Here is a 13,880-nt window from a genome sequence, read left to right as displayed (position 1 = left end):
GGTCATGATCCGCGTTTGGCCGGGGTGAGCGCGGCGCTCCGGCGCCGGCTCCGCCATACATTGTGGAGCTGCAACATGTAGGACAGGCCACGGAACGTGTGGTAGATCGCCATGCGCACGAAGCGGATGGTGCCGAGCAGCACGCCGGGGTTCACGCGTCGGGCGTCCTGGAATTTCTTCCATTCATCGGCATTGGCGAAGATCAGGTCCGCGACCAGCCGGTGATGCATGGGCGCCTCGGGCTGGAACTCGCAGCCCAGCACCAGGCCGGCATCGTCGCGTTCCACGTTGCGCACCGCCATGGGCAGCGTGTCGATGGTGATGTCGGAGGCTTCCGGGACGAAGCGCAGCAGGGCGTGCATGCCGCGCTCGATTTCCGGCAGGCCGAGATTGGGGTTCACGCGGATGCGCGCGCCGCCGACCGAGCCGTCTTCCAGCATCGAGGGATAGATCAGCCCGTTGATGATGATCTCGCAGCGGCGCAGCAGATTCACGCGGTGGGTGCGGCGGCGATTGGCGCGCTCCGACACCACGCCGAGCGCGCAGCCGATGAACAGGATGTTGAGCAGGTTCCAGCAGCCGACCACGATGATGACGTCGGCATTGTAGGGCTCGGTCAGCAGGCGGTAGACTGTCACCACCACGCCGAGGATGAGGATGCCGTAGATGATGAAGAACGGCCGCCCGATCTCCGACACCCGGCTCTCGCCCATGTTTTCGCCCTTCGCCGTCACGTTGAAGGTCGGCTTGTGCGGGTTCGCGATCACGGCGAGCAGCGCCGGGAACAGGTAGATCGACTGGATATACTCGTAGAGTTCCGACACCCATGGCCAGCGATACTTGCCATAGAGGTAGTTCTGGATGAGCAGGTTCACCAGCATGTAGGTCGTGGTGTAGGCCATGAACTCTGCGCCGGAGGCGTTGAAGATTTCGAGGCCGAAGAACAGGTAGAACAGCGGCGAGACCAGGAACATCAGGCGCGCATAGGGAAACAGCCAGAACAGCACGGAGGAACAGTAGCTCAGGCGCTGCTCCAGCTTCAGGCCGCGCTTGAAGGGCGGGAAGTGGAAGCGCAGGATCTGCATCATGCCCTGCGCCCAGCGCGAGCGCTGGCCGATGAAGCTGGCGAAGCTGTCGGGCTGCAGGCCGGCGATCAGCGGCTTCTCGACATAGACCGAGTGCCAGCCCTTGGCGTGCAGGCCGAGCGCGGTCTCGCAATCCTCGGTGATGGTGATGCCGCTGAAGCCGTCGGTTTCCTTGAGCGCCTTGCGGCTGAGCACCGCCGCCGAGCCGCAGAAGAACGCCGCGTCCCACTTGTCCAGGCCGCGCTGGATGATGCCGTAGAACATCTCGTTCTCGGACTGCATGTAGGCGAAGGTGTCGATGTTGCGTTCGAGCGGGTCGGGATTGATGAAGAAGTGCGGCGTCTGCACCAGGAACAGATTGTCCATCTCGCAGAAATAGCCGACCGTTTCCTGCAGGAAGGTGCGGGCGGGAACATGGTCGGCGTCGAACACCACCACCAGGTCGCTGGTGGAATGTTCGAGGCCGTTGTTGAGATTGCCGGCCTTGGCGTGCTCGTTGCGCGCGCGCGTGAGATAATTGACGCCGAAATCCGCGCAGAGCTGCTGAAGCTCCCGCCGCCGGGTCTGTGCCTCCAGCGCCTTGCCGGGGTCGTTCTGCTCGCATTTCTGGTCGGTGCCGCCGTCGTCCAGCAGCCAGATGGTGAGCTTGTCGGCCGGGTAGTCCATGCCCTTGGCCGCCGCCACGGTGGTGATCAGCAGGTCCTTGGGCTCGTTATAGGTCGGGATGAACACGTCCACGGTCGGGGTGTCATCGGCCGGGATCGGCGGCGCCGATCGTATCGGCATCGGCGAGGACACCACGAACAGGCTGAGGAATAGCATGAAAACGCTATACATTTCAGCGAGGTAGAGCATGAAGCCAGGAATGAAGTCCTCGATCTGGCTGATCGGCGGAATGGTGCTGGTGGTGCGCCAGTAGACGTAGCGCAGCACGACGGCGGTGCCGAGCGCGAGCGCGATCATGCGGAACACGCCGACGGGCGGTCCGAAAGTCTTCAGCAGGACGATCGCGCACACGACGATGCAGCCGGCGATCAGGTGTGCCTGCAGGCTGATCGGAAGGGTGATCAACAGCACCACCACGATCGAGGCTATCGCCCACAAGCCGGTAACCCATGCAGTGCGCATCGTCGCTCCAAGTCCGGTTTCAGCTCGCGCTGATCGTTCCAGTTCTGAGTGTCTTAATGACTAGAGGTTGAGGAAATCTATCTAAACGCAAACTCTATCGCCAATCGTAGATTCCAACCTGTGACACCTCAGGCTAAAGTCCCGAACAGGCAGGTGATTCGGCGGGGTTCACCTGCTGATTTTTTATACGTGCGGTCGGGGGGTGGGTCTTCGCCGTGTCGTCGGCCCAAACATTTAGACGAGGTCATGAGACAACGGAACACGCGCGCGCCTTTGTGGGGGGGTCTGGCTGTTTCCGTTGCCTTGCTCGCAGCGGGTTGCTCTCCCTATCCATGGTACGGCACGAATATCAAGGTCATGACCTCCACTGTCGAGGTTCCGCTCTCCGACGCTATCGTGCTGCCGGAGCCTGGAGCCGCGCCGCGCGTGCTCGCGGTGCTGGAGACGCGCTATTATAATGCAGTCGAGCAGGAAATCGCGCTCGAAACCAATTCCTATGCGCGCGGCCAGAACGCCTTCCACGTCGTGTTCTTCGGGCCGGTGAAGGAACGTACCGGCAGCGAGAACCTGCGTGCCGACGACTGGCTGAACGAAGAGGTCATCGATGACGAGATGACCGAGCGCATGCCCGGCGTCTCGATGCATGTCTCGAACTACTTCGTGCAGAACCGCTACGGGCCGTTCAACTACGCCATGGGCATCGGCGGCTCGGGCGAATTGTGCATGTATGCGTGGCAGCGCATCCAGTCGCAGGTTCCGCTCTACTTGCTGATGCGCGATCGCGGCATCATCGCGCTGCGCCTCCGCCTGTGTCAGGTCGGGGCGAGCGAGCAGGATCTGCTGCGCGTGATGTATCGCTTCTCCATCAATGCCTATTTCCTGCCGAAGGGCTGGCAGCCCTATGGCCGCCCGCTCGGCGAACCCGAGGGCATCGGCAGGGTCGGCGGGCCGCTGGCCTATCCGTCCGGCCTGCAGGGCGACGGCACGGTGCTCGATGGCTGGCTCGGACCGGAGCCGCGCGCCGCCGTGGCCCCCGCGCCCCGGCGCAGTGCGCCGCCGCGCGCCCGCCGCTATGGCACGCCGGTGGCGCAGCCGGAGCAGGTCTATACCGAGCCGTATTACCAGCAGCCGCAGGGACAGGAGAGCCCGCTCTATCCGGTCGAGGGTTATCCGCAGGTGCCCGGGCCGGCCGTGTCCACCCAGCTCGCGCCCGGCGCCACGCCGACCGTGGTGCGCGGCACGCCGCCGGCCGGCGTGGTCGTCGATCCCGCGCCCTCGCGCAGCGTGACCACGCCCGGCCAGAGTTCGCCCTTCAGCGTCCCCCCGACGCTGCCGGGCCTGCCCTCCGGCCAGTCGCCCACGCCGTCGACCGGCGCTCCGGTGCGACTGGTGCCGGGCGCGTCGAGCTACCCCTCGACCGCCAACTGAACCACGCGCCCGCCGCCGGGCGCGTGTCGAGCGGCCCTCCCGATCGCCGGACAAGCCGCGCCCCCGTCACCGGATGCGCGGGCGCTCCCGCTGCGGCCGAGGTCACATTTCTGTCCTCATACCAAGAGTGCCTTGCCGAACGACCCCAACCGGCGACATGCTCCCCCTACCCAGGAGGAGACGACCGGTATGAGCGAGAATCGCCGCCACGATATGCCTGCCCCGAACCGCGCCGGTGCCGAACCCGCCGCGTTCCGGCTGCTCGGCGCGCTGGAGCGCAAGGTGTCCTGGCTTTCGGCCTGGACCATCCACCACGCCAACCATGTGCGCGCCAATGCCGACGGATTGAAAGTCGGTGGCCATCAAGCCTCCTCGGCCTCGCTGTCCACGATCCTGACCGCGTTGTATTTTTCGGTGCTGCGCCCGCAGGACCGCGTCGCGGTGAAGCCCCATGCCTCGCCCATCTTCCACGCCATCCAGTATCTGCTCGGTCACCAGACGCGGGAGAAGCTGGAGAATTATCGCGGCTACAAGGGCGCGCAGTCCTATCCCTCGCGCACCAAGGACATTGACGACGTGGACTTCTCCACCGGGTCGGTCGGCCTCGGCGTGGCGCAGACGCTGTTCGCCAGCCTGGTGCAGGACTATGTGCGCGCCCACAAATTCGGCGAGCGCCAGCTCGACGGGCGGATGATCGCGCTGGTCGGCGATGCCGAGATGGACGAGGGCAATATCTACGAGGCGCTGCTGGAAGGCTGGAAGCAGGGCCTGCGCAATTGCTGGTGGATCCTCGACTATAACCGCCAGAGCCTCGACGCGGTGATCCGCGAGGGCCTGCCGGCGCGGCTGGAGGCGCTGTTCCGCGCCTTTGGCTGGGAGGTGGTGACGCTGAAATATGGCGCCCGGCTGATGGAAGCCTTCGCCGAGCCCGGCGGCGAAAAGCTGCGCGACTGGATCGACCGCGCGCCCAACCAGCTCTATTCCGCGTTGACCTTCCAGGGCGGCGCGGCCTGGCGCAAGCGCCTCAACGATGATCTCGGCGACCAGGGCCCGCTCACCGCGCTGATCGACAAGCGCTCCGACGCGGAACTCTCGGCGCTGATGACCAATCTGGGCGGCCATGACCTGCCGACGCTCACGCAGGCGTTCTCGGGCATCGACCATGACCGGCCGGTGCTGTTCATCACCTACACCATCAAGGGCTATGGCCTGCCGCTCGCCGGCCACAAGGACAACCATGCCGGCCTGATGACGCCGGCGCAGATGGAGGGCTTCCGCGCGTCCATGGGGGTGCGCCACGGCCATGAGTGGGACCCGTTCGAGGGGCTCGACGTGCCGCCGGCGGAGCTGGAGCGCTTCCTGCGCGAGGTCCCGTTCAACGCGCTGGGCACGCGCCGCTTCGAGGATGCGCGCCTGCCGGTGCCTTCGACGCTGGCGCTGCCCAAGCAGCCGGAACTGTCCACCCAGCAGGGCTTCGGCCTGATCATGGCGGAGCTCGGCAAGCAGGGTGGGCCGCTCGCGGACCGTATCGTCACCACCTCGCCGGACGTGACGGTCTCCACCAATCTCGGCGGGTGGGTGAACCGGCGCGGCGTGTTCGCCCAGCAGGAGGTGGCCGACCTGTTCCGCGCCGAGCGCATCCCCTCCACCTTCGACTGGACCGCTTCGCCGCGCGGCCAGCACATGGAGCTCGGCATCGCCGAGATGAACCTGTTCATCCTGCTGTCCGCGCTCGGCCTGTCGCAGTCGCTGTTCGGCGCGCGGCTGATCCCGGTCGGCACGCTGTACGACCCGTTTATCCAGCGCGGCCTCGATGCGCTGAACTATGCCTGCTACCAGGACGCACGTTTCATTCTGGTGGCGACGCCCTCCGGGCTGACCCTGGCGCCGGAAGGCGGCGCGCACCAGTCGATCGGCACGCCGCTGATCGGCATGGCGCAGGACGGCCTCGCCGCCTTCGAGCCGGCCTATGTCGACGAATTGTCGGTCATCCTGCGCTGGGCCTTCGACTATCTCCAGCGCGAGGGCGTGCCGCTGCCGGCCGTGGAGGCCGAGGAGCAGAGCTGGCTGCGTGACGAGATCGGCGGCTCGGTCTATCTGCGGCTGTCGACCCGCACGCTGGCCCAGCCGGCGCGCGAGATCGCCCCGGAGCTGGAGCGCGACATCATCGAGGGCGGCTACTGGGTGCGCCGGCCGGGACCGAATGCCGAAGTGGTCGTGGTCTATACCGGCGTGGTGGCGCCCGAGGCGATCGAGGCGGTCGGGCTGATGGCCGAGGATCGCAAGGATGTCGGCCTGCTGGCCGTCACCTCCGCGGACCGGCTCAATGCCGGCTGGAACGCATCGGCGCGTGCCCGCGAGCGCGGCCTCGTCAAGGCGCGCAGCCATGTCGAGCGGCTGCTGGCGCAGGTGCCGCAGAACTGTTCGCTGGTCACCGTGCTCGACGGCCATCCCGCGACGCTGAGCTGGCTCGGCTCGGTCGCGGGCCATCGCACCCGCGCGCTCGGCGTCGAGCATTTCGGCCAGACCGGCTCGATCGCCGACCTCTACCGCCATCACGGCATCGACGCCAACGCCATCGTCGCCGCCGCGCAATCGGTGGCGCCCGGCAAGCCCATCCGTTATCTGCGGGCACTGGAGGGCTGACGCCATGACCGCTCGATCGAGGTTCGCCACGCTTGGCGGCGCGGCGGTCCTCGCCATGCTGCTGGCGCTGCCGGCAGCGGCCCAGTCGCTGAAGCCTGACGAGGTGCTGTCGTCGATCGCGGTCAGCCCCTTGAGCGCGCCCAATCCCGTTCGCGGGGCCGACGGGCGGGTGCATCTGGCCTATGAGCTGGCGGTGAGCAATGCCAGCGCCTGGTTTATCCGCCTCGACACGCTGGAGAGCGTCGATCCTGCGGGCACGGTGCTGTCGGCGCTGTCGGGCAAGGATCTGGCGGCGATGACGCTGTTCCATGCCGGCAGGGACGGCGCCATTGCGCCCGGCGGCTCGGCCACGGTGCTGCTTGATGTCAGCCTGGCGGCAGATGCCGTGCTTCCCGCGCAGCTCTCCGCCCGCATCACCGCAAGCCGGCTAAAGGACGCGAACGGCACGCTGGTGCCCGATCATTCGGAGGGCCCCGCGCCGGCCGTCTACACCTTCACCGGCGCGCCTGTGGTGCCCGGGCGCCCGGCCGTTGTGGTGGCGCCGCCGCTGCGCGGCAAGGGCTGGGTCGCGGTCAGCGGCTGCTGCGACGCACTCACCGCCCATCGCGGGGCGATCCTGGCCATCAATGGCCGTCAGGTCGCGCCGGAGCGCTTCGCCATCGACTGGGTGAAGCTGCGGGACGATGGCCATCTCTTCACCGGCGATGGCACGAAGGTGACCGATTATGCCTATTACGGCGATCCGATCCTCGCGGCGGCCGACGGCGTGGTGGTGAATGTCTATGATGGGGCGGATGAGCAGGTGCCGGGCCCGGACGCCAAGCCGACGGGGATCACGCCGGCCAATATCGGCGGCAACATGGTGGTCATCGACATTGGCGGCGGGGCCTATGCCTTCTATGCCCATCTGCAGCGCGGAAGCCTGAAAGTCGGCCTCGGCGATCGGGTGAAGACCGGCGATGTGATCGGCCTGCTCGGCAACACCGGCAATTCCACCGCGCCGCACCTACACTTCCATGTGATGGACGGTACGTCACCGCTCAACGCCAACGGCCTGCCCTATGTCTTCACCCGTTTTTCCGGGCAGGGCACGCTGGCGCCGGGCAGTGAAGACGAACTGGAGAGAGGCAAGCCGGCCCGCATCGAGCCCCGCCTCGTCGGCCCGATGACCGACATGCTGCCGCTGAACGATCAGGTGGTGGATTTCGAGTAGGCGGTGGCGGCGTCACCTCTTTCCGCCGGGCCCGGAAGTCGGCTAGTCTCTGTGATCACAGTGACCAGCCGAGTCGAGCCCATGACCGCACATCTTGATTCTGACCGCATCGTCCTGCGCCCGGCACGCTCCGGCGACGGTCAGGCGCTGTTCGACATCACCTGGTTGTCGGTCAAAGGCTTGTCGACCCAGCATTATTCCCCCGAGCAGATCGCCGGTTGGATGGGCCGGCGCGACGCGGATTATTACGAGGTGCTGATCGGCCGGGGCGCCACCACCGTCGCCGAGCTGGATGGCGCGTTGATCGGTTTCGTGGATGCGGTGCCCGGCGAGGTCACCCGGCTGTTCCTGCACCCCAAGGCCGCCGGGGCCGGCCTCGGCAGCCGGCTGCTTGCGATCGGCATCGCGCAGGCGCGCCGCGACCATGAAGGGCCGGTCCGGGTGGAATCCACGCTGAACGCGGCCGGATTCTACCAGCGCCACGGCTTTGAAGTGGTCGGCACCGGGTTTTTCTCCCATGGCGTCGGCGGCGCGCCGATCGAGATCGTGGCGATGGAGATGGCCTGAGCGGCCATCCGGGCGCCCGGTCTCCGGGCGGGCTGTCCCGAAACGAAAAAGGCCCTCTCGCGGGAGAGGGCCTTTCCATCTGTGATCACGTCGTTCGACGTCAGTCCGCCGGGTCTTCCACCGGGCGGGAGCGCAGCATCGCGTCGCCGGTGGCGCGGGCCGCCGCGCGCTGAACCGGCCGTTCGGCGACCGTCTCGCCCGAGGGCAGGCGGGCCAACATGGTCTTGTCGATGGTCACGAGGCGCAGGACGTTCGTGGTGCCCGGCGTTGCGAACGGCACGCCGGCGGTGATGGCGATGCAGTCGCCTTCGCGGGCGAAGCCGTGCTCCAGCGTCACCTGCGTCGCCTTGTTGGCCATCTCGCCGAAGGTGTGGATTTCCTCGGGCGCATGGACGACATGGACGCCGTAGGACAGCACCAGCCGGCGGGCGGTGTCGAGGCGGCTGGCAATGCCCACGATCGGGATGCGCGCCCGCTCGCGGGCGGCGTGCAGCGTGGTGGTGCCGGACAGGGTGTAGGTCACGATCGCCGCCGCATCGACGGCGTTCGCCGCCTGATAGGCCGCCTGGGTCACCGCGTTGGCGACGTTGTGGCCTTCCTCGGGGCGCTGGGAATCGATGATCTTGCGGTAGCCGGGATCACGTTCGACGTGCTTGATGATCTGCTCCATCATCGCTACCGCCTCGACCGGGTACTGGCCGGCGGCGCTTTCGGCCGAGAGCATGACGGCGTCCGCGCCCTCATACACGGCATTGGCGACGTCCGAGACCTCGGCGCGGGTCGGCACCGGCGCGGAAATCATGGATTCCAGCATCTGGGTGGCGACGATCACCGGCTTGCCCTGGCGGCGGCACTCGCGGATCACACGCTTCTGCAGCGCCGGCAGTTCCGGCAGCGACAGTTCGACGCCGAGATCGCCGCGCGCGAACATCACGCTGTCGCTCAGTTCGATGACGCGGGTGAGGTGGTCGATCGCCGCCGGCTTTTCCAGCTTGAGGTTGATCTGCGCGCGATCCTGGATCAGGTCGCGGGCCTCGATGATGTCCTCGGGGCGCTGCACGAAGGACAGCGCGATCCACTCCACGCCCTGGTCGAGCGCGAAGGCGAGGTCCGAGCGGTCCTTTTCGGTCAGCGCCGAGACCGGGAGAACCACGTCGGGAACGTTGAAGCCCTTGTTGTTGGACAGCTTGGTGCCGGCAATGATGGCGGCCTCGATGAAGCCCGCGCCCTTCTTGACCACCTTCACGCGGACCTTGCCGTCGTCGAGCAGGACGGTGGAGCCCTCATGCAGGGCTTCAAGGATTTCCGGGTGCGGGATCGACACGCGCGTCTCGTCGCCCGGGGTCGGGTCGGTGTCGAAGCGGATCGTGGTGCCGGCAGTCACGTTGATGGAGCCGTCGACAAACTTGCCGAGACGCAGCTTCGGGCCCTGAAGATCGGCGAGCACGCCGATCGGGCGCCTGACCTGCTTCTCAAGGGCGCGCACATCGGCGATCACCCGGCCGTGGTTTTCCTGCGTTCCGTGGCTGAAGTTCAGCCGGAAGACATCCACGCCGGCCTCGTACAGGGCCTTGATCTTCTCCGGGCTGGACGAGGCCGGCCCGAGGGTCGCCACGATCTTGGTCGCGCGTTCCCGCCTGCTGTACATGGAGTCCTCCGTGATTATGAATTCAGTTTCTGATGTTGCTTCGATGATATGAACCAAAACGGCGGCCGTGTCTCGCAGATGTTGTTTTGCATTGCAGCGTGTCGATTTGGCGACATTAGTATTCACGTTTGCGCGCGGTGGTTATCGCAAGTGCTCATGTTCGGGCGGCGCGGCCGGGCAAGAGTGCGCTAACCACGCCGCCGGGGAGCCGTCGCCGGCGCCGGAATGGGCTTGCTGGTATTTAGAATTCTGTATACCAATTAGCCCATCAAGAGCGCGCGGTATTTTGCACAGGTGCGGTATCCACGGCATGGCTCGTGCATCGGTGAGGCTTCCTACATGCGGCATGCGGCGGCCCCGGTCGCCGGTCGCGAATGGCGCGTGCCTCCGGTGTGGCCCTGGCTCGCCGGCCGGAAGCCGCTGGCTCGGATGTAGGTCGCTGACGTTCCCGTCCCGTGGCACCGACACATCCAGGACACGCTCATGACCCGACCGATCAAGAAGCTGCTGGTCGCCAATCGCTCCGAAATCGCCATCCGCGTGTTTCGGGCCGCCTCCGAACTCGGCATCACCACCGTCGCGATCTATGCCGAGGAGGACAAGCTCTCCCTCCACCGTTTCAAGGCGGACGAGGCCTATCAGGTCGGGCGCGGGCCGTGGCTGGCGAAGCCGCTCGGCCCGATCGACGCCTATCTGTCGATCGACGAGGTGATCCGCGTCGCCAAAGAGGCGAAGGTCGACGCCATCCATCCCGGCTATGGCTTTCTGTCGGAAAGCCCGGAATTCGCCGAGGCGTGTGCCGCGGCCGGCATCGTGTTCATCGGGCCGACGCCGCAGACCATGCGCACGCTCGGCAACAAGGTCGCCGCGCGCAATCTCGCCATTTCCGTGGGCGTGCCGGTCATGCCCGCCACCGAGCCGCTGCCCGACGATTCCGAGGCGGTGCTCAAGGCCGCGCGCGAGGTCGGCTATCCGGTCATGCTCAAGGCGAGCTGGGGCGGCGGCGGGCGCGGCATGCGCCCCATCGAGAGCGAAGACAAGCTGCTCGACGCGGTCATGACCGCCAAGCGCGAGGCCAAGGCCGCCTTCGGCAAGGACGAGGTGTATCTCGAAAAGCTGGTGCGCCGCGCCCGCCATGTCGAGGTGCAGATTCTCGGCGATACCTACGGCAATCTGGTCCATGTCTTCGAGCGCGACTGCTCGATCCAGCGCCGCAACCAGAAGGTCATCGAGCGCGCCCCGGCGCCTTATGTCGACGAGGCGACCCGCAAGGGGCTGACCGACGCCGCGCTCGCCATCGGCCGGGCCACCGATTATGTCGGCGCCGGCACGGTCGAGTTCCTGATGGATTCCGATACCGGCGCCTATTACTTCATCGAGGTGAACCCGCGCATCCAGGTCGAGCACACCGTGACCGAGGTCGTCACCGGCCTCGACCTGATCAAGGCGCAGATCAAGATTCTCGAAGGCGGCCATATCGGCAAGGTCGAGGAGACCGGCATTCCGGAGCAGGGCGACATCGCGCTGAACGGCCATGCCATGCAGTGCCGCATCACCACCGAAAATCCCGAGAACAATTTCATCCCGGACTATGGCCGCATCACCGCCTATCGCGGCGCCATGGGTTTCGGCATCCGCGTTGACGGCGGCACCGCCTATTCCGGCGCGGTGGTGACGCGCTTCTATGATCCGATGCTGGAGAAGGTGACCGCCTGGGCGCCGACCGGCGAGGAAGTGATCGCCCGCATGTACCGCGCGCTGCGCGAGTACCGCATCCGCGGCGTCGCCACCAATCTGCCGTTCCTGGAGAACGTCCTCACCCATGAGGACTTTACTCAGTGCCGCTACACCACGCGCTTCATCGACACCACGCCCGAACTGTTCGACTTCGGCGGCCGGCGTGACCGCGCGACAAAGCTTCTCGCCTGGATCGCCGACGTGACGGTGAACGGCCACCCGGAGGTGAAGGGGCGGGCGAAGCCCTCCGCCACCGCCCGCGTGCCCGAGCCCCCAAGCTTCCTCAACGAGCCGGCCCCCGGCACGCGGCAGCTTTTGGAACAGCTCGGCCCCAAGGGCTTCGCCGACTGGATGCTGGCGCAGAAGCGGGTGCTGATCACCGACACCACGATGCGCGATGCCCACCAGTCGCTGCTCGCCACCCGCATGCGCGCCTATGACATCGCGAAGGTCGCGGATTCTTACGCGCGCGGCCTGCCCGAGCTCTTGTCGCTGGAATGCTGGGGCGGCGCGGCCTTCGACGTCTCGATGCGCTTCCTGTCGGAAGACCCGTGGGAACTGCTCGCCAAGATCCGCGCCAATGTGCCGAACGTGCTCACCCAGACGCTGGTGCGCGGCGCCAATGGCGTGGGCTATGCCAATTATCCCGACAATGTGGTTCGCTTCTTCATCCGCCAGGCGGCGGATGCCGGCATGGACATCTTCCGCGTGTTCGACTGCCTCAACTGGATCGAGAACATGCGCATCTCGATCGACGAGGCGCTGAAGACCGGCAAGCTGGTGGAAGGCGCGATCTGCTATGCCGGCGACCTGCTGGACCCGGACCGCTCCAAGTACAATCTCAAATACTACGTCTCCATGGCCAAGGAGTTGGAGAAGACCGGCGTCCACATTCTCGGCCTCAAGGACATGGGCGGCCTCGTCAAGCCGGCGGCCGCCAAGGTGCTGTTCAAGGCGCTGAAGGAAGAGGTCGGGCTGCCGATCCACTTCCACACCCACGACACCTCCGGTGTCGCCGCGGCTTCGGTGCTGGCGGCGGTCGAGGCCGGGGTGGACGCGGTGGACCTCGCCATGGACGCGATGAGCGGCATGACCTCGCAGCCCTGCCTCGGCTCGATCGTCGAGGCGCTGCGCGGCTCCGAGCGCGATACCGGCCTCGACCCGGAAGCGATCCGGCGCATTTCCTTCTATTGGGAAGGCGTGCGCGCGCAATACGCCGCCTTCGAGAGCGACCTCAAGGGGCCGGCCTCCGAAGTCTATCTCCACGAGATGCCCGGCGGGCAGTTCACCAATCTCAAGGAGCAGGCGCGCTCCATGGGTCTGGAGAGCCGCTGGCACGAGGTCGCCAAGGCCTATCGCGACGCCAATGATCTGTTCGGCGACATCATCAAGGTGACGCCCTCCTCCAAGGTGGTGGGCGACCTCGCATTGATGATGGTGAGCCAGGGTCTTACCGCGGCCGACGTGCTCGATCCCGCCCGCGACGTTGCCTTCCCGGCCTCGGCGGTCGCGATGCTGCACGGCGAATACGGGCAGCCGGTCGGCGGCTGGCCGCAGGCCTTGCAGAAGAAGGCGCTGAAGGGCGAAGCGCCGATCACGGTGCGTTATGGCTCGCTGATCCCGGATGCGGATCTGGAGGCCGAGCGGGCCGAGGTGTCGAAGCTGGTCGGCCACGAGGCGAGCGACCGCGAACTGGCCTCCTATCTGATGTACCCGAAGGTGTTCGCCGATTTCGCCCCCGTGGTCGCCAAATTCGGTCCGGTCTCGGCGCTGCCGACGCCGGTGTTTTTCTACGGCATGAAGCCGGGCGACGAGACCGTGATCGAGATCGAGCGCGGCAAGGCGCTGATGGTCCGGCTCACCGCCATCGGCGAGACCCGCGACGACGGCATGGTCGAGGTGTTCTTCGAGCTCAACGGCCAGCCGCGCATGATCGTGGTGGCGGACCGCGACGCGGTGCCGAAGGTCGCCGGCCGCCGCAAGGCGGAGGAGGGCAACGAATTCCACGTCGCCGCGCCGATGCCCGGCACCATCTCCTCGCTCGCCGCTCATACCGGGCAGGTGGTCAAGGCCGGTGACGTGCTGTTGACCATCGAGGCGATGAAGATGGAAACGGCGATCCACGCCCCTCGCGCGGGCACGGTGCAGGAGATACTGGTGTCGCCCGGCAGTTCCATCGATGCCAAGGACCTTCTCATCATACTGGAAGACTGAACGACAATCCGCCGGAATGAATGGCGGAGCTGATGAAACCTGCGATTACCTTCTTGGGAGGAAGGCGAATGAAGCTGAGTATTTTGCACGAAGACGTTTTGGTTGAGCCCCGGGTTTCGGGTTCGGTTGAGACGGTCAAGCGTTTTGTTGGTCTTGGTTCTGAGGTTGTTGTTGCGTCGGGGGCGGGGTTGGCGTCTGGGGTGTCGGACGCGGA

Annotated in this window: 7 protein-coding genes; 5 read left to right on the top strand and 2 right to left on the bottom strand. The window is 66.4% G+C overall.

Annotated features, from left to right (window positions below):
* Positions 1-2: 2 nt before the first annotated feature.
* Positions 3-2,213: a UDP-forming cellulose synthase catalytic subunit gene (gene bcsA, locus MKI84_RS16305; protein WP_241621291.1), complete on the bottom strand. Its 2,211-nt coding sequence runs from the start codon at positions 2,211-2,213 to the stop codon at positions 3-5.
* 357 nt (positions 2,214-2,570) lie between these two features.
* On the opposite strand from bcsA, the gene bcsN reads away from it, so the two are divergent.
* The 4 genes from bcsN (at position 2,571) to MKI84_RS16285 (ending at position 8,067) form a co-directional block, all read left to right on the top strand.
* The gene (gene bcsN / locus MKI84_RS16300) at positions 2,571-3,641 is read left to right on the top strand and encodes a cellulose biosynthesis protein BcsN (protein ID WP_241621289.1); all 1,071 of its coding nucleotides are present in this window, start codon (positions 2,571-2,573) and stop codon (positions 3,639-3,641) included.
* A gap of 213 nt (positions 3,642-3,854) precedes the next feature.
* Positions 3,855-6,287: a transketolase gene (locus MKI84_RS16295; protein WP_241621451.1), complete on the top strand. Its 2,433-nt coding sequence runs from the start codon at positions 3,855-3,857 to the stop codon at positions 6,285-6,287.
* Positions 6,288-6,291: 4 nt separating this feature from the next.
* The gene (locus MKI84_RS16290; protein ID WP_281063242.1) at positions 6,292-7,500 is read left to right on the top strand and encodes a M23 family metallopeptidase; all 1,209 of its coding nucleotides are present in this window, start codon (positions 6,292-6,294) and stop codon (positions 7,498-7,500) included.
* A gap of 81 nt (positions 7,501-7,581) precedes the next feature.
* Positions 7,582-8,067, top strand: coding sequence for a GNAT family N-acetyltransferase (locus MKI84_RS16285; RefSeq protein ID WP_241621287.1), 486 nt, complete (start codon positions 7,582-7,584; stop codon positions 8,065-8,067).
* 100 nt (positions 8,068-8,167) lie between these two features.
* Here MKI84_RS16285 and pyk read toward each other — a convergent pair whose 3' ends face one another.
* On the bottom strand, positions 8,168-9,715 hold the full coding sequence (pyk, locus tag MKI84_RS16280; RefSeq protein WP_241621285.1) for a pyruvate kinase: 1,548 nt from the start codon (positions 9,713-9,715) through the stop codon (positions 8,168-8,170).
* Positions 9,716-10,198: 483 nt separating this feature from the next.
* On the opposite strand from pyk, the gene pyc reads away from it, so the two are divergent.
* A complete protein-coding gene (pyc, locus tag MKI84_RS16275) occupies positions 10,199-13,666 on the top strand; it encodes a pyruvate carboxylase (protein WP_241621283.1) in 3,468 nt (1,155 codons plus the stop codon).
* The last annotated feature ends 214 nt before the right edge of the window (positions 13,667-13,880 follow it).

Source organism: Ancylobacter gelatini, assembly GCF_022601675.1.
GTDB lineage: Bacteria > Pseudomonadota > Alphaproteobacteria > Rhizobiales > Xanthobacteraceae > Ancylobacter > Ancylobacter gelatini.
The sequence above is the reverse complement of the archived record's forward strand: the minus strand, read 5'-3'. Positions and strand labels throughout refer to the sequence as shown.

What these genes read in the sequence shown, in the direction of transcription:
- bcsN (WP_241621289.1), top strand. Translation starts at nt 2,571, where the DNA reads ATGACCTCCACTGTCGAGGTTCCGCTCTCCGACGCTATCGTGCTGCCG.
- MKI84_RS16290 (WP_281063242.1), top strand. Translation starts at nt 6,292, where the DNA reads ATGACCGCTCGATCGAGGTTCGCCACGCTTGGCGGCGCGGCGGTCCTC.
- MKI84_RS16295 (WP_241621451.1), top strand. Translation starts at nt 3,855, where the DNA reads ATGCCTGCCCCGAACCGCGCCGGTGCCGAACCCGCCGCGTTCCGGCTG.
- bcsA (WP_241621291.1), bottom strand. Translation starts at nt 2,213, where the DNA reads ATGCGCACTGCATGGGTTACCGGCTTGTGGGCGATAGCCTCGATCGTG.
- pyc (WP_241621283.1), top strand. Translation starts at nt 10,199, where the DNA reads ATGACCCGACCGATCAAGAAGCTGCTGGTCGCCAATCGCTCCGAAATC.
- pyk (WP_241621285.1), bottom strand. Translation starts at nt 9,715, where the DNA reads ATGTACAGCAGGCGGGAACGCGCGACCAAGATCGTGGCGACCCTCGGG.
- MKI84_RS16285 (WP_241621287.1), top strand. Translation starts at nt 7,582, where the DNA reads ATGACCGCACATCTTGATTCTGACCGCATCGTCCTGCGCCCGGCACGC.